Source organism: Undibacterium sp. GW821-FHT11B02 (assembly GCF_058808955.1).
Window position 1 is genome coordinate 182,961 of the sequence record NZ_JBXASD010000007.1, and the last position, 19,302, is coordinate 202,262.

The following is a 19,302-nucleotide window of genomic DNA, read 5'->3' on the forward strand; positions in this document are numbered from 1 at the left end:
CTGACTGATTTTATGTGGATAGATACGCACTGTCACCTTGACGCCGCTGAATTTGGCGGCACCTCGCTGCAAGTGGCCGAACAGGCTGCGCTGGCGGGCGTGACAGGCATTGTGGTGCCAGCCGTCCATAAGAGCAATTTCGATACGGTCATACAACTTGGGCAGCAGCGCAGTGACTGTTTTTATGGGTTGGGCATACACCCCATGTATGTCCCCACGTCCAAAGAAGAAGACTTGCTGTTTTTGCGTCAAAAAGTCGATAGTCTGATGGCGGGCGCAGATGCTGATCATAAACTGGTTGCCATAGGTGAAATCGGGCTGGATTATTTCGTGCCTGCATTGACTCAAAGTCCATTGCGGGAAAAGCAGGAATATTTCTATATTGAGCAACTAAAAATCGCCCGTGATTTTGATTTGCCAGTCCTGCTGCATGTACGTCGCTCGCAAGACATCATACTCAAGCATTTGCGTCGCATCAAAGTCCGCGGTGGGATCGCCCATGCCTTCAACGGCAGCCAGCAACAGGCAGAGGCATTTATCGCGCAGGGATTCAAGTTGGGTTTTGGTGGCGCGATGACCTTCACCCGTGCCTTGCAAATACGACGTCTGGCAATGGAATTGCCGCTGGAGAGCATCGTGCTGGAAACCGATGCGCCAGATATTCCGCCCCAATGGCTGACTGCAGGGGCCAACAGCCCATCCCAATTGCCACAGATAGGCAGCGTACTGGCAGAATTGCGCCAGATGGACAAAGCACAAGTGGCAGCCGCCACCAGTGCCAACGCGCTGGATATTCTGCCGCGCATGCAAAGGGTGTAAATAGTGCGGGCGGTAATGTTGGGCCTGGTAGCCGGCGTCTCTCTGTTGCAGCTGCAGGCGCGTTTATTGAATTGGACATCATTGCTGATAGTCGCTGTCATATCGACTTGCGCCTGCATCCTGTTGTACCGTTTTACGTCTTCCGAACGCTTGCGTTTACCTGCCCGTGCAAGCTTGGCCGTCGTGCTGGGCTTTGTCTGGGCCAGCGGTTTTGCCCAGGTTTATCTCAGTGAATCCCTGCCGGTGGAATGGGAAAACAAAGACATCGTATTGATTGGTACAGTAGATAGTCTGCCGTTTCGCTTTGAGCAAGGGGTGCGTTTTAATTTTGCTGTTGAACAGGTCATTACCGAAGGGGTGACGGATCATAAAGACTGGCCTTCCAAGCTGGTTTTGTCCTGGTACAGCAATGAGCATGGTACAGATCACGGTGTTGATCATGGCGTTGACCACAGCGTTGATCACATCGGTGACAGCGACAGTCAGGTCGTCGATAGTAATGTCGCAGACCGGTTGGCAGACATCCGGCCTGGCGAACGCTGGCAATTGCGGGTGAGGCTGAAGCGCCCGCACGGCAATGCGAATCCTTACGGCTTTGATTACGAGGCATGGCTATTAGAGCAAAGGCTGCGCGCCACCGGCACAGTCAGACCAGAAACGCAGGCTGTAAAAAACCAGCGGCTCGATACTTTTGTCTGGAGCATAGGGAATTTGATCGAGCGGGAACGCGCTCGTTTGCGTGATCGCATCCACGCTGCACTGCCAGGTTATCCTTACGCTGGGGTATTGGTTGCGCTGGTGGTAGGGGATCAGCGCGAAATTCCGCAATCTGACTGGACAGTGTTTAATCGGGCAGGCATCGGTCATCTGATCAGTATTTCTGGCCTCCACATCACCATGGTTGCGGGACTGTTTGCAACCTTGATTTATTACTTGTGGCGACATTCTTTCTTCCTCAGTATGACTACGCCTTTACCATTACGCCTGCCAGCCCAAAAAGCAGCAGCGTTGACGGGTGCCATCACGGCATTGGTATATGTCGCGCTGGCCGGGTTTGGGGTGCCGGCCCAAAGAACCATGTTCATGCTGATCGTCGTGGCTTTGGCGGTCTGGAATGGCCGCATCAGCCAGTTTTCTTCAATACTCTGTCTGGCCCTGGGCAGTGTGGTTGTTCTTGATCCATGGGCGGTATTGTCACCGGGATTCTGGTTATCTTTTTCGGCAGTAGCCATGATCGTGTTTGCCAGCGACGGTTATTTGCATAAAAAGCCGGATGAGCAAGCTACCACTGTTGTGCGTAAAACACTGTTTGAAACATTGCCTGAAGTACTGCGTACAGAGGGCCTGACGCAATACGCGGTGACGGTAGGCCTGGTTCCACTGACCATGCTCTTGTTTGGGCAGATTTCACTGATCAGTCCGCTGGCGAATGCGGTTGCCATACCGCTGGTCAGTTTTGTTGTGACGCCACTTGCATTGCTGGGCAGTGTTATGCCTGCTCCTTTGTCTACCTGGTTATTGCAGCTTGCCCATGTTTTTGTCGATTTGCTTGCCCGCTTGCTGACTTATTTAAGCGCCTATCCGCTGGCAGTCTGGAACGCACCTTTACCGCCATTCTGGATGTTTTGCCTGGCGATGTTGGGAGTGGTGTGGCTGTTAGCTCCCAAGGGATGGCCCATGCGCTGGCTGGGCTTGTTGTGTTGCCTGCCACTGTTTTTTCAGACACCATCAACTCCGGCAGATGGAGAATTGCAAGTGACGGCGCTGGATATAGGGCAGGGCATGGCGCTGTTGTTGGAGACTTCTGAACATCGCTTGCTGTACGACACTGGCCCCATGTATTCTCCTGAGTCGGACAGCGGTAGCAGGGTAATTTTGCCGTATCTGCATGCGCGTGGCATCAATAGGCTGGACGGCATGATCGTGTCACACAATGACAGTGATCATTCCGGCGGCGCGCTCACTATACTCAGGCAATTGCCGGTGGATGTAGTAAGAACTTCATTGCAGCTGGATAGCCCCATTGTTCAAGCAGCCAGCAAACATCAGCGCTGCCAGGCCGGACAACACTGGGATTGGGAAGGCGTGCACTTTGAAATCCTGCAACCCGTGCCCGCCAGCTACGATAGCGCAAAGTGGAAACCGAATGCACGCAGTTGCGTGTTGAAAGTATCGACCGCCAGGTATTCCATGTTGTTGCCGGGAGATATAGAGGCAATACAGGAAGACGAACTGGTCAATATGATCCCGCAGAAATTGCCCGCCGACATATTACTGGCCCCGCACCATGGCAGTGGTACTTCATCCTCACCGGCATTTCTAAAGGCTGTACATCCGGCACTTGCGGTTTTTCAGGTTGGCTATCTGAACCGCTATCATCATCCCAAGGCCGAGGTGTATGCGCGCTACGCCGATTTTGGAATAAAACGTCTAAGAAGCGACGAATCAGGTGCAATCACATTACAATTTGGCGCATCATTGACGACTTCACAATTCAGACAGGAAAATGCGCGTTACTGGTTTGACCGGTAATGAGTTGCAGCTATGAACGAACTTACAGTAAAACCGATACTCCATTTTGTCCACGGCAATAGCTTCCCTTCGGGTACCTATAGCATGTTCCTGGATCATTTGCGCAATCATTATGACGTCCATGCGACCGATATGGTGGGACATAACCCCGCCTATCCAGTCACGGATGGCTGGAAGCATTTGGTGCAGGAGTTGATCGACACTTTGCAACAATCGTATAAGCAGCCGGTGATTTTGGTTGGCCATTCACTGGGGGGGATTTTGTGCCTGATGGCGGCACGCGCCCGGCCTGATCTGGTACGTTGCGTGGTGGTGCTGGATTCGCCGGTAGTGGCAGGTTGGCGCGCCCTGTTATTGCGGTCGTTTAAAGTATTGGGGCTGGACCGGAAGTTTTCGCCTGCCCGTTTTTCCGAAAAACGTCGGCATATCTGGAAAAATGAAGAAGAGGCCTATCAGCATTTCGCCTCCAAGGAAATGTTCGCCATCTGGCCGCCTCAAGTCTTGCGCGACTATATGCGTGCAGGGTTGAAACCACATCCCGAAGGCGTCACCCTGCGCTTTACGCGTGAGGTTGAAACCGCCATTTATCGTAGTTTGCCGCACGGACTCGGGCGTTTGTTGCGCCGCCCCCCTGTCATGCCCATAGGATTTGTTGGTGGAACGGAGTCGATAGAATGCCGTCAGGCAGGGCCGGAAGCGACCAAAAAATTAATGGGCGATAATTACGTATTAATAGAAGGTGGACATTTGATACCGCTCGAAGTGCCGGCAGCGACGGCTGCTGCCGTACATTCCATGATTACAGGCTTTCATTTAAAGTAAGCCGGTTTGTGAGCAGTTCGGATTTGACTTGTTTTTTTTGCGCCACTGCGCAGTTTTTCTAAGGTTTTTTATTCATGAACTATTCACCGCATATCGTAAGCATTGCCAAATGCTCGTTGCTGTTGGCTGCATTGCTGGCTCGCCCGGTATTGGCCGATACCGGCATGCCATCCTGGGATGAATTCAATCAGGTCAGGCAAGCAGGCAAGAGCTTTTTGCAGCTTGATATCGACAATGACAGTTTGTTGTTGAAAAAAGATGACGGTTTTTACACCAGTGGTAACCGCATAGGCCAGACCTATACAAAGGCAGATGCATTGCAATCAACGACCTATGGCTGGCGTTTGGGCCAGGATTTGTATACCGCATCTGACATCAAGCTCTTGCCAGGCCAGATTGCAAAAACAGACCATCCCTACGCGGGTTGGCTCTATGCAGGCATGTTTCGCGAAAAAAGCGAAGTGACCGGCAAAAGCCTGAAACTGGGGTTGGATATTGGCTGTCTGGGGCCCTGCGCTGGTGGCGAATGGTCGCAGACGCATTTACACCGCCTCATTAATCAACCTTTGCCACAAGGCTGGAGTACTCAGGTCAGGAATGAATGGGGGATGGTGTTGACTGGCGAATTTTCGCCAGGGCGTTTGCTGCCTTTTGCTGGTGTTGATGTTGCACCTCGTTTCAAAGCGCATTTTGGTAATATATTTACTGATGCCAGTGCCGAATTGTTATTGCGCGCCGGTAGCCTGAATGCCTTGCCTGAACAGGCAGCCAATTATGCCTTCATACGTACAGAGGTGAAAGCAGTTGCGTATAACGCCAGCATACAGGGCGGCTATTTCAATAAGCAGGCGAATGCTGTCAGCCCCAAAACCATGGTGGGCGAAGCAGAAATTGGTTATCTGTGGCGTAATGATCAATATGGGCTTTCGGCTTCCATCATTCGTCGTAGTAATGAAATCAGGGAATTAAGTAATGGGCAGGGCGCAGAGAATTTTGCCCGGTTGCAATTTTTTTATGCAATGTAAAAGCGGGGCTTCCTGATTTTCCTGGATTTGCTGGTGGGAATTCGCGCATTCACGGCTTAGTGATGTATAATTCGAATTTCCCGCTTGTGCCGTTTGGCACCTTCTGCAATGACTAAGTTTGTATTCGTTACGGGGGGCGTAGTCTCCTCATTGGGCAAAGGTATTGCCGCTGCCTCTCTCGCTGCGATTCTCGAATCGCGCGGCCTCAAAGTCACTATGCTTAAACTGGATCCGTATATCAACGTCGATCCAGGCACCATGAGTCCTTTCCAGCACGGTGAAGTATTCGTTACCGACGACGGTGCCGAAACTGATCTGGATCTGGGACATTATGAGCGCTTCATCACTGCCAAAATGAAAAAGGTGAATAACTTCACCACTGGCCAGATTTATGAATCCGTCATCCGCAAAGAGCGTCGTGGTGAATATCTGGGTAAAACAGTACAGGTCATTCCGCACATCACCAATGAAATCCAGGAATTTATCCACCGTGGTGCTGCCGGTGCGGATGTTGCTCTGGTTGAAATTGGCGGTACCGTTGGCGACATCGAATCCTTGCCTTTCCTCGAAGCTGCACGTCAACTGAGCCTGCGCGCTGGTCGCAACGCTGCTGCCTTCGTTCATCTGACGTTGGTACCATATGTTGCCGCCGCTGGTGAATTGAAAACCAAGCCTACCCAGCACAGCGTACAAAAACTGCGTGAAATTGGTATTTTCCCTGATGCTTTGTTGTGCCGCGCTGATCGTCCTATCCCGGATGACGAACGTGCCAAGATTTCCCTGTTCGCCAATGTACCTGAAGAAGCAGTGATTTCTGTCTGGGATGCAGACACCATCTATAAAATTCCTCAGATGTTGCATGACCAGGGCCTGGATAAAATCGTCTGCGATAAATTGGGTCTGTCTCCAAAACCAGCTGATCTGGCCATGTGGGACAAGTTGATCTATGCGCTGGAAAACCCGAAAGAAGAAGTCACTATCGGTATGGTCGGCAAATATGTAGACCTGACAGAATCATATAAATCCCTGACAGAAGCCTTGCGTCACGCCGGTATTCATACCGAAAGCCGGGTGAATATTGAGTATGTGGATTCTGAAGAAATCGAAGCCCATGGTACCAAGTCGCTGGAAAAATACGATGCCATTCTGGTGCCGGGTGGTTTTGGCAAGCGCGGCGTCGAAGGCAAGATCATGGCTGCCCGTTATGCACGTGAAAGCAAGATTCCTTATCTGGGTATCTGCCTGGGCATGCAAGTCGCCCTGATTGAATATGCCCGTAACAAGGCCGGTTTGACTATGGCAAATTCCACCGAATTTGATGCCGAGACCGAACAACCTGTCGTGGCTTTGATCAATGAATGGCAAAACCATGACGGTAAAGTAGAAACGCGGGATGAAAATTCAGACCTGGGTGGCACCATGCGTCTGGGCGCGCAAACTTGTGCCATTCGCCCTGGTACGCTGGCTGCAGAAATCTACGGTAATGTCGTGACCGAGCGCCATCGTCATCGTTATGAAGCGAATAACCATTACCTTGGTCGCGTTGAAGCTGCTGGCCTGATCGTTTCTGCCCGTACACCAACAGAAGATTTGTGTGAAATCATGGAATTGCCACGCGATGTGCATCCATGGTACCTGGGTGTGCAATACCACCCAGAATTCAAATCGACACCACGTGATGGTCACCCGCTGTTTATCTCGTTTGCCAAAGCAGCGATTGCGCATAAAAATGCGCTGGCTAACAAGGACTAAAAGATTAATACCCAGCCAATGTGATAGCTGGGATGCTTGTGTAGTTGTTGTCCATGTCGATGCATGTGATCGCGTGGTCAAAAATGGATTCCTGGAATCCAGTTCTGGATTTGTCGTGTGATGGAAGTCGTCTCCCTGCTTACCAGAGCAAGGAGTTTAAAAAGTAAGGTCCTGTCGAATTTATCGAACTGGTGGACTGTTACGGTTCACTGGGTTGTTGGTGCATGATCTGCGTCACCATCTTGCCAGTATCAAAAATCAAATGCAGCTTTATTTGCCTGCAGGCCGTATCCGGTCAGCAGACGCAGACACAAGTCAGATTCGTTTTTACTTTGTTCGCAATATTGATTGTTTAGGAGAATTGAATGAGTGCCATCGTTGACATTATCGGTCGTGAAATCCTGGATTCACGCGGTAACCCAACTGTTGAATGTGATGTCTTGCTGGAATCCGGTGTCATGGGTCGTGCTGCTGTGCCTTCTGGTGCATCAACTGGTTCCCGCGAAGCGATAGAGTTGCGTGATGGCGACAAGTCCCGCTATCTGGGCAAAGGCGTATTGAAAGCCTGCGAACATATCAATACAGAAATCGCTGAAGCCATCATGGGGCTGGATGCCAATGAACAGGCTTTCCTTGACCGCACCCTGATTGATCTCGACGGTACAGAAAACAAGAGCCGCCTGGGCGCAAATGCCATGCTGGCTGTTTCCATGGCGGTAGCTAAGGCAGCTGCCGAAGAAGCCGGTCTGCCACTGTATCGTTATTTCGGCGGTTCTGGTGCCATGCAATTGCCAGTGCCAATGATGAATGTCATCAATGGTGGCGCACATGCAGATAACAACCTGGATATTCAAGAATTCATGATCATCCCGGTTGGCGCGCCAACTTTCCGTGAAGCAGTTCGTTATGGCGCAGAAGTGTTCCATGCCCTGAAAAAAATCCTGCATGACAAGGGTTTGACGACAGCGGTCGGTGACGAAGGTGGTTTTGCTCCTTCCGTTGATAACCATGAGTCAGCAATCAAACTGATTATTCAGGCGATTGAAGCAGCCGGTTATGAACCAGGCACACAAATCGCACTTGGCCTGGATTGCGCCGCCAGTGAATTCTACAAAGATGGCAAATACCATCTGGAAGGCGAGGGCCTGACCCTGTCTTCTACCGACTTCACTAACTTGCTGGCGACCTGGGTAGACAAATATCCTATCATCTCCATCGAAGATGGCATGGCAGAAGGCGATTGGGATGGTTGGGCTATCCTGACTGAAAAACTGGGCAAGAAAGTCCAGATCGTTGGTGATGACCTGTTCGTCACCAATACCAAGATCCTGAAAGAAGGCATACAAAAAGGTATCGCCAATTCCATCCTGATCAAGATCAATCAGATCGGTACGCTGACTGAAACTTTTGCTGCCATTGAAATGGCCAAGCGTGCTGGTTACACAGCCGTTATTTCGCATCGCTCCGGTGAAACTGAAGACAGCACGATTGCAGATATCGCCGTTGGTACTAATGCCCTGCAAATCAAGACGGGTTCGCTGTCCCGTTCTGATCGTATGGCAAAGTACAATCAATTGCTGCGTATTGAAGAAGATCTGGGTGAAATCGCCAGCTACCCTGGTCGTGATGCCTTCTACAATCTGAAGTAAATTAGTTTGGTGAAAAAGGGGGAACACCGTTCCCCTTTTTTCTTGTGAATGACCTGTGTTGAACCTGTAAGTTTGCTTCTGTGCGTTTAATAGCTCTTTCCTTTGCTGCGCTCTTGCTGCTGATCCAGTACCCCTTGTGGCTGGGTAAAGGGGGATGGCTGCGCGTGTGGGAACTGGACAGGCAGGTGGCCCAAGTCAAAGCCAATAACGACAAACTCAAAGAACGTAACAGCAAGCTGGAATCCGAAGTGCTGGATTTGAAAAACGGAACCGATGCCGTCGAAGAGCGTGCCCGCTTTGAGCTTGGCATGATCAAGAAAAGTGAAATTTTTGTCCAGATTCTGGATCCGAATGCCGTTATGGGAAGCAAACCTGATCACCCTGTTCAGGAAACACCAAAGCCTTAGACAGGTTTTTAAAGTGATTTTGCAGCAATTTTCTCTAATCATTTCCTTCTCTGCTCATCCACCAAATTATTTGCAAACTTTCTTGATTGATTAAGCGACAAAACGTTTTTCTCAATGATAGAATCGCAATTCTTTTATTTTTTTTACAGTTCGTTACAAGTTCCTTTGCGCAGCGATGAATGCAGCTGTCGCTTAATCGGTTTCGTATTGTGACGTACTCTTTTCTGGCATTCACACCATGAATAAAATCAATCGGCCTGTTATTGCTGCCACTTTGCTTGCTTTGGCGTTGTCCATAAATGGCTGTGGTGGTGGTGGATCGGCCACCCCGGCGGCATCCAATGCGACCTCTGCCGTCGTTGCCAACAGTGGCCGCCAGTTTAGTGGCTTGGCTGCAAAAGGCAAAATCAGCGGTGCGCGTGTACAAGCTTTTTCACTTGATGGATCCGGCAAAAAAATAGGCGCTGCCTTTGCCGATACCATTACAGGCAGTGACGGTAGTTATACGATTTCTGTGCCTGCCAGTACTTCCAGTTTTTTGATTGAAGTCGGTATGGCTCCCGGGGCCTTGATGTATGACGAAGCCACTCAGGCCAACCTGCCTTTCCCAGAAGAGTTGAAATTGCGTAGCGTAGTCAGGCAGGGTGTCAATCCTGAACTCGTATACTGGGGCAGTGTTACGCCGCTGACTGAATTGATTGTTCAGGTTGCCGAAAAAGCTGGCGGCCTGACTGCTGGCAATATTGATCGAGCCAGAGCCGGGGTGCAGGCATTGCTGGGTTTTGATCCGCAAAGGGTGGCTGTAATTCAAACCACCAGTGATAATTCGGTGGATACGTATGTCGATGAAAAGCTGCAAGCGCTGAGCCTGACTGCCATTTCTCAGTTGGCGCTGGACAAGGCGTTTTCATGTAATGCTGATAGTCAGGGTAAGCGTGTAGCCTGCGTCGTTAACCAGATAACCAATGCTGGCAAGCTTGATGGGAATACTTTCCTGTTCAATGAAGATGTACGCATGGCTTTGCGTTCAGCCCTGGAGAAAGTGGCTGTTGACGACAATGCCAACAAATCTGGCAAAACCTCTGTGGATGGTGTCAGTACTTTTATCAGCGGCAGTTTACCAGCGCCTGCCCCGGCAACAGACAATGTATCGGCAACCAGACAGTTCTTTTCCAGCCTGCGTAATAATATTTACTCGCTGACGAACGGACAGCAAAACGGTGCCATCGATATGCGCCTGAATGCAGTCAAGGCCGACTTTGACAAAGCCAGTGCGCCTTTGGACAAGGATTTGTTGATCTGGTCGAAAACCTTGACAGAAGGCATCGACCAGTTTAACAAGTTCAAGGCTGGCACTAGCAAGGATACTTCGGTTAACGGATTGTTCTATGGTGCTACGCCGTTATGGAGTGGTTATCAGAATGTCGGCAATCTGGGTGATTGCAGTGTCATGCGTGACAGGACGAATGTTGCCCGCACACCTGCAGAAGCGCTGGGTCTGGAATGCCGTTTTTCTCGTCTTGTGCTGCCAGGTACTTTTAAAGTCAGTTATCACTACCAGGTTGAATGGGTGGAAATCATAGACCGTGTGTGGTTGGAGCCTTCCGCCAGCGACTCAGGTCGATTTAGCTATAAGTCTGAACTGGTACAGCAAAAGACAGTGTTTGCCTGGAATCAGGATAAATTGGATTTCATCAGGATACCTGCCAATGATGCCAATGCAACGGTCATCAATGCCTATTCCACGAATGCATTTACCGGCCAAATCAGTTATGCCATGCAAGGCAAGAATGTAACAGCCTTGATTGTGGATGGCCTGATGCCGCCGCGTACGGATGGGAATGGCAAATTGCTGACCGACTTTGAAAGCTGGAATTTGCGTGTGGACCGTAATGACACGGCGGATGGTTTTTATCGCTATGATTTTAGCGGTGAACTCAAATCCTACGTTTCCAGCCAGGTCAGTTCCAGACTGGCTATTGAAAAGGGCTCCTATGCCAAAGTCAGTCTGGATAGCACGGGCAATCTGGCTAAATTTGGTGCCAAGGAATTTGCCCTGATGATTACAGGGGAGGCGGGCAAGAGCAATGTGCATGGAGAATTGAAATTGTCGAATGCGTCAACCGACAAAAATGGCTTGAACTATGCACCAAATCGACTCGATTTTGCCGGGATGATCAGCAATGGCACAGGCTTGAGCACCGCACTGGAATTTTTCAACGGCAAGTTAAGTGTGGAACGTTTTGGGTATTCTGGCTTTGACAATAGCAAACCTGAATCTGCAAGCAACTTTGCGCGCACGGCAGTTGCCATTTCTGGCGTAATACAGGCACCGGATCGACCACCGGTGAAGTTGAATGTCAGTGGCAGTAGTGATGCTTTCAATAGCAGCAGTATTTTTGCGCAATATGATGATGGCAGCAATGTCATCAATGCCAATCTGACAGATAGTCCTGGCAAGACCAGAGTGTTGCGCGTCAGCAGTACGTCTGGCGTGTCATTTGACTTGTACGGCAGCAATCAAGTGGCCGATATCCTCAAGGATGGTGCCAAGGTTGGTTGGCTGGATTTGAAGGCGGGTCGTATCAGTTATGTCGACGGCAGTTTCGAATCCATAAAGTAAATTGAATTTTTTTCAGAGTACGCCCGCTGCATGTCAGCGGGCTATTTTTTTGAGTAGACCCATGTTTTTATCAAGATTAAGTTTGCTGCTAGGCGCGGCTTTACTGACTCATCAGGTATATGCCAAGGATGAATTGCTGCTGCAACAGAGCGGCGATGGCTGGCATAGCTTTGCCAATATTGACCTGTGGGAAGCGTCAGATTTTATGCCTACCCGCAAAATAGAGGGTGACTGGAGTGGCGATTTTTCGCCGAAAGAAGGTCAGAATGTAAGCCTGCGCCGTTATCGTGCAGAGTTGGGAATGGGTTATAAAGAGTGGCGTTTGAATCTAGAAGCGCGACAGGAAGGCATGTTGAAAGCCAGTGCATCTACCCTGGCATTTGTGAAAGCGTATAAGCAGAGTGGTTTGCCGCAACAGGCCGTCAGCTATCGTCTTGAGGCGCAGATGGAAAGCTGGTCAGGCTTTGGTCTGCGGGCAGGGCGCTGGTTTACTCTGGGCGGTGAGTATCAGCCGCGCTTCTTTGCCAGTGCCGTGTATTATATGAAGCCGCAATACCGTTCGGTGCAAGCGACAGGGGCTGCCAGTTATGTCGATAACCAGCATTACAGTTTTTCTGCGACCGAGCTGGATGTTAATAGCCGCTACCAATACCTGTTCCAGCAATTTGAACCAGAAGCCAAAGGCTATAGCTCCAGCCTCGCCATGGATTGGCAAGTCAATTCAGCATGGCGCGTGCAATACCAGCTTGAAGATGTATTCAATCGTTTTGAATGGCAACATTTGCCTGAATTGCAGCAAAGTCTCAGTTCTGCCGTTGTGCAATATGACAGCAGGGGCTATTTGAATTATCAACCTCTGCTGCAAGGTGTAAACCGCCAAAGGACACGCTCAGTCTCGGTGCCGCAAACACATACGGCGCGTGTTGCTTACCAAAATCAGCAATGGGAATTTGCAGCGCAAGTCCGGCATTTTTACGGTGTTAATTTGCCGACTTTAAGTGTCGCCAATGATTCAGCCTATGGCCGCTTTGATGCCAGTTTCGACACGCGTTATAAGTCTGTTGGTATAGGCTGGAGTAACAGTATCGTGGGCCTGCATTTACAGTCAGATAATTTGAACTTGAGTAGTGCCAAAGTGCTTGGTGTGAGTATGCAAGCTCATTACAAGTTCTAAATTGTTGTACTTGAATCGGTTCAGACACCCACATACTTTTGCCAGGTCTCTGGTGACTGCATCAGGCTTTCGCTATTGCCATGCCAGACGATTTTACCGCGTTCCATGATGCTGTGCTGATCTGCCAGGGATATGAGTTTTTCTACATATTTATCGATGACCAGTGTAGTTTGCCCCTGATCGCGCAATTTTCTCAGGCATGTCCAGATTTCTTCACGCACCAGCGGTGATAAACCTTCCGTCGCTTCATCCAGTATCAGCAAATGTGGGTTGGTCATCAGTGCACGCGAAATTGCCAGCATCTGCTGTTCACCGCCAGACAATTGATTCCCCATATTGCCAGCGCGTTCCGCCAGGCGTGGGAAGAGTTGATATATCTCTTTGAGGCTCCATGGCGTTTTGCTTTGATTGCGATTGGCGGCGAAAGCGACCAGGTTTTCCTTGACAGTCAGGTTGGGGAAAATCTGCCGACCTTCAGGCACCAGGGCTATGCCCATCCTGGCAATTTTATCCGTCGTCATTTTTTCTATGCGCTGGCCCATGAAGCTGATATTACCGCTATGCGACGGTGTCAAGCCTAGTATCGAGCGCAAGGTTGTGGTTTTGCCTGCGCCATTGCGGCCCAGCAGGCTGGCGACTTCACCTTGACGTATCTGCAGGTCTATGCCAAACAAGACCTGACTGTGGCCATAAGAGGTGGCGATATGCTCGACTTCCAGTATGGTCTTCATGCAAGCTCCTTCAGTGTTGGGCTCATTTCATCACCCAGATAGGCTTTTTTGACTTCTGGGTTCTGGCGTATTTGCTCTGCCGTGCCAGTTGCGATAATGGAGCCTGCCACCAACACAGAAATGCGGTCAGCCAGTTTGAATACGGCATCCATGTCATGTTCAATCAAAATCACGGCCGCGTTGCCACGCAGGGCAGCAATCAATTCCAGCATCTTGCCTGATTCTTCATGCCCGGTTCCTGCCATGGGTTCATCCAGCAAGAGCAGTTGTGGCTGCGTCGCCAGGGTTAGCCCCAGTTCCAGCTGGCGTTGCTCACCATGCGCCAATTCACCCGCTTTGCTGTTGACTACTTCCGCCAGCCCTATGTCGCTGGCGAGTTGCCTGGCTTGCTCAAACAGGGCTCGCTCATCTATGGCTTTACGCCAGAAACGCATGCTGCTGCCAGAACGGGCCTGTATTGCCAGGCTCAGGTTGTCGATGACAGTATAGGACTGGAAAATATTCGTGATCTGATAAGAACGTGCCAGCCCAAATTTGACCCGTTCATGCATGCTAGTGGCAGTAACATCGACGCCATTGAAAATGATTTGCCCCTGGTTGGGTGCAATGGCACCGGATATCTGGTGTATCAGCGTGGTCTTGCCTGCGCCATTTGGGCCTATGATGGCGTGGATTTCGCCGGGTAATACGTCCAGACTCAGGTTGTTAGTTGCGATCAGGCCACCATAGCGTTTGACCAGGCCTTTTAACTGTAAAACGCTCATGCCTGATCCCCTTGCGGTTTTTTGATAGACATGAACTTTTGCGGCAAGCTGGCCAGGCCGTGTGGCAAAAGCATGACGACCAGCAGCAGGATGATGCCCAGATACAGTTGCCAGTGTATGGTGTAGCCAGACAGAATTTCTTCCAGCATCAACATGACCACAGCGCCCAGTATGCCACCAGACAGATAGCCGACGCCACCAAGTATCACCATCACCATCAAGCTGGCGGATTGCGTCCAGTGTAAAAGATTGGGGCTGACCAGCATGTTCTGATTTGCCAGCAAGGCACCGGCCAGGCTGGCAATGCTGCCGGCAATGGCAAAGCACAGCAATTTGTAGCGAAACACCGGGTAACCGATGGCTGCCATACGGATTTCATTTTCCTTGATGGCTTGTATCACGCGCCCAAAACGAGAATTGATAAGCCGGTACAGAATAAAAAGAAATGCAGTGCAGATAAGCAGCACCAGATAATAAAAGTTGCTGTCATTTGCCATATCCAGGCCAGTGACTGAACGTTGTGCCAGAGTCAGGCCGTCGTCACCGCCATAATTTTTCAATGACACAAACAGGAAGTACAGCATCTGCGCGAATGCCAGGGTGATCATGATGAAATACACGCCCCGGGTTCTGAGTGATATGCTGCCAATCGCCAGCGCCAGCAAAAATCCCGTCAGCATCGCCGCTGGCCAACTGATCCAGGCAGACGTAACACCATGCTGCATCAATATGCCCACCACATAAGCGCCACTGCCAAAGAAGGCGGCATGCCCCAGACTGACCATGCCGCCAAAGCCCAGTATCAGGTTCAGGCTGCTTGCCACCAGGGCAAAGATCATCAGGCGACTTAGCAATCCTATATAAAATTCCTGGGCGAAGTAGCTTGCCAGTAAGGGGAAGGCAATCAGCAGACACAAGATGCCTATGCTGGACTTGCGCCATATAGTGTGATGTAGGCTGCTCTGCATGATTACTCTTTTTTTTGTTATTTAGCCGCGTGCAGGGAACAGACCCTGTGGTTTGTAAAACAATACTGCTGCCATCAATACGTAAATCAGTATCGATGCCAGGGCAGGGCCCAGATTGGCGGCCATTTCCAGCGGCATCAGCAGTTTCAATGCACTGGGTAACAAGGTCTTGCTCAGGGTGTCGACCAGGCCCACCAGCAATGCGCCCACCAGCGCACCGCGTATAGAGCCTATGCCACCGATGACGATGACCACAAACGCCAGTATCAGAATACTTTCACCCATGCCCACCTGTACAGCCAGTATGGAGCCAAGCAGGGCACCCGCGATGGCGCATAGTGCTGCGCCAAAGGCAAACAGCAGGGTAAACACCAGCTTGATATTGATGCCCATGGTGATTGCCATTTCACGATTCGATGCACCAGCCCGTACCAGCATGCCTATGCGGGTTTTGGTGACGACAAAATACAACAGACCAGCCACAGCAAGTCCCGTAGCAATGATGAACAGGCGGAAAGATGAATAAAAGAAGTCAGACAGTAATTCCACTGGCTGCGCCAACTGCGGTGGGATATTCAGCATCAGCGGTTGCGCACCCCAGATCATGCGCACGCCTTCATTGAAGATCAGTATCAGCGCAAAGGTCGCCAACACGTGGGACAAATGATCGCGCTGGTATAAGTGCCGGAAGATGACTACTTCCAGTATTACGCCCAGCAGCGCAGTCGCGACCACCGCTGCCAGTAAGCCCAGCCAGAAAGAACCTGTCATGCCAGTAAAACTGGCGGCGAAATAAGCGCCAGCCATATACAGGGAACCGTGTGCCAGGTTGATGAAATCCATAATGCCAAAGATCAGCGTCAGACCCGCCGCCAGCAGAAAAAGCATGAGACCAAATTGCAGGCCGTTTAAACCATGTTCCAGCAAAAGCGTGATGTTCATTTCGAGATCCTTGGGTATGTTGCTAAGGTATTCGATGAAATTACTTTAGGTCTAAAATATACTATAAGTGCCTTGGTTGGGGATATTTTCTTTGTGGAAAGTTGATTTTTAACGAAAAAAACACTTTACCAAAAAATAGTTTAGGTTTAAAGTATTTTGGCGTTTTCAGGGTTTGCTGTATCAATATTCAAAGCCGGAGAAGAAATGAATTCAACTGTCCGACCAGGGTTTGCCCATCTGGATACCTTTGCTTTTGATCATTTGCCACCAAAAGATCAGTGGCCTGAACTGATTTTTTCTTTGCCTGAGTTGCAATATCCTGAACGTCTGAACTGTGTCGCCGATCTGCTCGACAAGATGTGTGCGACTGGCCACGCAGACAGCGTCGCTATCCGTAGCCAGACGGAAAGCTGGACCTATTCCCATTTGCTGGCTACCGTCAATCGTATTGCCCATGTCTTGTTGGAAGATATGTGTTTGCAGCCCGGTAATCGGGTGTTGTTGCGCGGAGCTAATAACCCCATGATGGCAGCCAGCGTATTGGCCGTGATCAAGGCGGGTTGCATCGCCGTACCCACCATGCCGCTGTTGCGTGCCAAGGAATTGGGCGTGATCGCCAATAAGGCTGAAATCGCCGCAGCCCTGTGCTCAGACAATCTGCGTGAAGAGATGGAATTGGCGGCACAGGCCAATCCCATACTGACGCAAGTCATCTACTTCAATCATCAGGGGGATGATGGCCTGGAAGCCTTGATGGCTGGCAAATCACATGAATTTGCAGCCGTTGATACCCTGGCCGAAGATGTCTGCCTGATCAGCTTTACTTCTGGTACGACCGGCATGCCCAAGGGCACCATGCATTTTCACAGGGATGTACTGGCGATCTGTGACTGCTTTCCGCGTTCTACCTTGCAGTCTGCACAAGATGATGTCTTTATCGGTACACCACCACTGGCATTTACTTTTGGCCTGGGTGGCTTGCTGCTGTTTCCCTTGCGCGTTGGTGCAACGGCGATCTTGCTGGAAAAGCTGACGCCTGAATCACTGTTGAAAGCCATCACTGATTTCAAAGCCACAGTCTGTTTCACTGCCCCCACTTTTTATCGCCAGATGGCACCGCTGGCCAGGAATTTTAACCTGTCCAGTTTGAAGAAAACCGTCTCCGCCGGTGAAGCCTTGCCCGCTGCAACGCGCGAAGCCTGGCGTCAGGCGACGGGTCTGGTCATGATAGACGGCATAGGTGCGACCGAGATGCTGCATATCTTTATTTCTGCTGCCGGTGATGCGACCAGAGCAGGTGCGACCGGCAAGCCCATACCTGGCTACCAGGCTTGCATATTTGATGAACATGGCGAGATTGCTGGCCCTGGTGTAGTTGGTCGCCTGGCAGTCAAGGGGCCGACGGGTTGCCGTTACCTGGCTGACGACAGGCAAAAGAAATACGTCCATAAAGGCTGGAACCTGACAGGGGATGCCTATGAAATGGATGCCGATGGATACTTCTGGTACCGCGCCCGTACTGATGACATGATTATTTCTGCAGGCTATAACATTGCCGGACCGGAAGTCGAGGAAGTCTTGCTGAAGCATCCTGCCATTGCAGAATGTGCTGTTATTGGTCTTGCTGACGAAGAACGAGGGCAGATAGTCAAAGCCTATATCGTGTTGAAGTCGGGTACACAGGCATCAGCCGAACTGAGTAAGGAAATCCAGGATTTCGTTAAAAACAATATTGCTCCCTACAAATATCCACGCGCCATAGAATTTATGGACACCCTACCCAGGACAGAAACCGGCAAACTGCAACGTTATAAATTGCGTACGGATGCTGCCAGTTGATGACTCGTTACCAGTTTAATCACGCTCATGACCACCAACCCGAAGGAGACATCCGTGAAAAAGACCTTGCTGTGTTTATTGTTGTCCGGTATCGCTGCCACCAATGTGACCAGTGCTTTTGCCGCAGACAAAGTCAAAGTGGGTATGGTCACCACCTTGTCTGGTGCGGGTGCTGGCCTGGGTGTTGATATACGTGATGGCTTTTCGCTGGCGCTTAAACATCTGGACAATAAATTCGGCAATTTACCGGTTGAAGTCATTACGGGTGATGATCAGCAAAACCCCGATGCGACCAAACAACTGGTGGACAAGCTCCTCAAAAAAGACAAGGTCGATTTGATGACCGGCATCGTGTTTTCCAATTTGATGCTGGCCGTGGGGCCAACAATTTTCAATGCCAAGGTGCATTACATCAGCGCCAACGCCGGACCTTCGCAGTACGCAGGCGAGCAATGCAATCCCTATTTCTTTAATGTGGCCTGGCAAAACGATAGCCTGCATGAGGCAGTTGGCAAGCAAGTCAATGACAAGGGTTTTAAAAACCTTGCTTTGGTGGCTCCCAATTATCCGGCGGGCAAAGATGCGTTAACTGGGTTCAAGCGCTATTACAAGGGCAAGGTCGCTGATGAAATCTACACCAAGCTTGGTCAGCTCGATTATGCAACTGAACTGGCACAGATACGTGGCTTGAAACCTGATGCCGTCTATATCTTCCTGCCGGGTGGCATGGGTATCAATTTCATCAAACAATTTGTGGACGCCGGTTTATCCAAAAATACCCAACTCTTCGGACCAGGGTTTTCTGCTGATGAAGATATCATCAAGGCGGTCGGTGCGCCCATGCTGGGCATGTTCAATGCATCGCAGTGGGGGCATGATATGGATAACCCGCAAAACAAACGCTTCGTTGCCGACTTTCAGAAAGAATATGGCCGTCTGCCATCGCTGTATGCATCACAGGGTTATGACGCCGCCATGTTGATGGATAGCGCCGTGCGCAGTGTCAAGGGCAAGATAGAAGATAAGGATGCCCTGGGCAAAGCCATCAAGGCAGCGAACTTCAAATCCGTGCGTGGTGATTTCAAGTTCAACAGCAATCATTACCCGATACAGAATTATTATGCACGCATCATCAGCAAGGATGCACAGGGAAGGGTTACCAACAAAACTCTGGGGCCGGTGTTCACCAACCATCCCGACGCTTATGTCGCCTCTTGCAAAATGCAATAAGGCAGTAATTCGTCAAACAAATAAT

The 19,302-nt window shown here is 50.4% G+C and carries 15 protein-coding genes; 11 read left to right on the plus strand and 4 right to left on the minus strand.

Features of this window, described 5'->3' with window-relative positions; all coding sequences use genetic code 11:
* Positions 1–12: 12 nt before the first annotated feature.
* The 9 genes from AC1RVX_RS16565 (at position 13) to AC1RVX_RS16605 (ending at position 12,803) form a co-directional block, all read left to right on the plus strand.
* Entirely contained in the window at positions 13–819 is an 807-nt protein-coding gene (locus AC1RVX_RS16565) for a TatD family hydrolase (protein WP_493217701.1), read from the plus strand.
* Between the two features lie 66 nt (positions 820–885).
* Positions 886–3,351, plus strand: coding sequence for a DNA internalization-related competence protein ComEC/Rec2 (locus AC1RVX_RS16570; RefSeq protein WP_493217702.1), 2,466 nt, complete (start codon positions 886–888; stop codon positions 3,349–3,351).
* A 12-nt stretch (positions 3,352–3,363) separates the two neighbouring features.
* On the plus strand, positions 3,364–4,173 hold the full coding sequence (locus AC1RVX_RS16575; protein WP_493217703.1) for an alpha/beta fold hydrolase: 810 nt from the start codon (positions 3,364–3,366) through the stop codon (positions 4,171–4,173).
* 74 nt (positions 4,174–4,247) lie between these two features.
* Positions 4,248–5,198 carry a lipid A-modifier LpxR family protein gene (locus AC1RVX_RS16580; protein ID WP_493217704.1) on the plus strand — a complete coding sequence of 317 codons (951 nt, stop codon included), beginning with the start codon at positions 4,248–4,250 and terminating at the stop codon, positions 5,196–5,198.
* Positions 5,199–5,306: 108 nt separating this feature from the next.
* Complete coding sequence (gene pyrG, locus AC1RVX_RS16585) at positions 5,307–6,950, plus strand: CTP synthase (protein ID WP_493217705.1); 1,644 nt, start codon at positions 5,307–5,309, stop codon at positions 6,948–6,950.
* Between the two features lie 365 nt (positions 6,951–7,315).
* Positions 7,316–8,599: a phosphopyruvate hydratase gene (eno, locus tag AC1RVX_RS16590; RefSeq protein ID WP_422972949.1), complete on the plus strand. Its 1,284-nt coding sequence runs from the start codon at positions 7,316–7,318 to the stop codon at positions 8,597–8,599.
* A gap of 80 nt (positions 8,600–8,679) precedes the next feature.
* Positions 8,680–9,006: a cell division protein FtsB gene (gene ftsB / locus AC1RVX_RS16595; RefSeq protein WP_493217706.1), complete on the plus strand. Its 327-nt coding sequence runs from the start codon at positions 8,680–8,682 to the stop codon at positions 9,004–9,006.
* Positions 9,007–9,244: 238 nt separating this feature from the next.
* Positions 9,245–11,629: a hypothetical protein gene (locus AC1RVX_RS16600; RefSeq protein WP_493217707.1), complete on the plus strand. Its 2,385-nt coding sequence runs from the start codon at positions 9,245–9,247 to the stop codon at positions 11,627–11,629.
* Between the two features lie 61 nt (positions 11,630–11,690).
* Positions 11,691–12,803: a hypothetical protein gene (locus tag AC1RVX_RS16605; RefSeq protein WP_493217708.1), complete on the plus strand. Its 1,113-nt coding sequence runs from the start codon at positions 11,691–11,693 to the stop codon at positions 12,801–12,803.
* Between the two features lie 20 nt (positions 12,804–12,823).
* Here the strand turns inward: AC1RVX_RS16605 and AC1RVX_RS16610 are convergent, their stop codons facing one another.
* From AC1RVX_RS16610 to AC1RVX_RS16625, 4 genes are read right to left on the minus strand one after another with little or no spacing between them, the layout of a single operon-like run.
* Entirely contained in the window at positions 12,824–13,534 is a 711-nt protein-coding gene (locus AC1RVX_RS16610; protein WP_493217709.1) for an ABC transporter ATP-binding protein, read from the minus strand.
* Positions 13,531–14,298 (minus strand): ABC transporter ATP-binding protein, encoded by a 768-nt coding sequence (locus tag AC1RVX_RS16615; RefSeq protein ID WP_493217710.1) that lies wholly within the window; start codon positions 14,296–14,298, stop codon positions 13,531–13,533. The genes AC1RVX_RS16610 and AC1RVX_RS16615 overlap by 4 nt, the downstream gene beginning before the upstream one ends.
* Positions 14,295–15,266: a branched-chain amino acid ABC transporter permease gene (locus AC1RVX_RS16620; RefSeq protein WP_493217711.1), complete on the minus strand. Its 972-nt coding sequence runs from the start codon at positions 15,264–15,266 to the stop codon at positions 14,295–14,297. Before AC1RVX_RS16620 ends, AC1RVX_RS16615 begins: the two co-directional genes overlap by 4 nt.
* 21 nt (positions 15,267–15,287) lie before the next feature.
* On the minus strand, positions 15,288–16,208 hold the full coding sequence (locus tag AC1RVX_RS16625; RefSeq protein WP_493217712.1) for a branched-chain amino acid ABC transporter permease: 921 nt from the start codon (positions 16,206–16,208) through the stop codon (positions 15,288–15,290).
* 204 nt (positions 16,209–16,412) lie between these two features.
* Here AC1RVX_RS16625 and AC1RVX_RS16630 point away from each other — a divergent pair, with 204 nt between their 5' ends.
* Positions 16,413–18,047 (plus strand): benzoate-CoA ligase family protein, encoded by a 1,635-nt coding sequence (locus tag AC1RVX_RS16630; RefSeq protein WP_493217713.1) that lies wholly within the window; start codon positions 16,413–16,415, stop codon positions 18,045–18,047.
* A gap of 54 nt (positions 18,048–18,101) precedes the next feature.
* Entirely contained in the window at positions 18,102–19,277 is a 1,176-nt protein-coding gene (locus AC1RVX_RS16635; protein WP_493217714.1) for an ABC transporter substrate-binding protein, read from the plus strand.
* Positions 19,278–19,302 lie beyond the last annotated feature (25 nt).

What these genes read in the sequence shown, in the direction of transcription:
- AC1RVX_RS16565 (WP_493217701.1), top strand. Translation starts at nt 13, where the DNA reads ATGTGGATAGATACGCACTGTCACCTTGACGCCGCTGAATTTGGCGGC.
- AC1RVX_RS16575 (WP_493217703.1), top strand. Translation starts at nt 3,364, where the DNA reads ATGAACGAACTTACAGTAAAACCGATACTCCATTTTGTCCACGGCAAT.
- AC1RVX_RS16580 (WP_493217704.1), top strand. Translation starts at nt 4,248, where the DNA reads ATGAACTATTCACCGCATATCGTAAGCATTGCCAAATGCTCGTTGCTG.
- pyrG (WP_493217705.1), top strand. Translation starts at nt 5,307, where the DNA reads ATGACTAAGTTTGTATTCGTTACGGGGGGCGTAGTCTCCTCATTGGGC.
- eno (WP_422972949.1), top strand. Translation starts at nt 7,316, where the DNA reads ATGAGTGCCATCGTTGACATTATCGGTCGTGAAATCCTGGATTCACGC.
- AC1RVX_RS16600 (WP_493217707.1), top strand. Translation starts at nt 9,245, where the DNA reads ATGAATAAAATCAATCGGCCTGTTATTGCTGCCACTTTGCTTGCTTTG.
- AC1RVX_RS16605 (WP_493217708.1), top strand. Translation starts at nt 11,691, where the DNA reads ATGTTTTTATCAAGATTAAGTTTGCTGCTAGGCGCGGCTTTACTGACT.
- AC1RVX_RS16610 (WP_493217709.1), bottom strand. Translation starts at nt 13,534, where the DNA reads ATGAAGACCATACTGGAAGTCGAGCATATCGCCACCTCTTATGGCCAC.
- AC1RVX_RS16615 (WP_493217710.1), bottom strand. Translation starts at nt 14,298, where the DNA reads ATGAGCGTTTTACAGTTAAAAGGCCTGGTCAAACGCTATGGTGGCCTG.
- AC1RVX_RS16620 (WP_493217711.1), bottom strand. Translation starts at nt 15,266, where the DNA reads ATGCAGAGCAGCCTACATCACACTATATGGCGCAAGTCCAGCATAGGC.
- AC1RVX_RS16625 (WP_493217712.1), bottom strand. Translation starts at nt 16,208, where the DNA reads ATGAACATCACGCTTTTGCTGGAACATGGTTTAAACGGCCTGCAATTT.
- AC1RVX_RS16630 (WP_493217713.1), top strand. Translation starts at nt 16,413, where the DNA reads ATGAATTCAACTGTCCGACCAGGGTTTGCCCATCTGGATACCTTTGCT.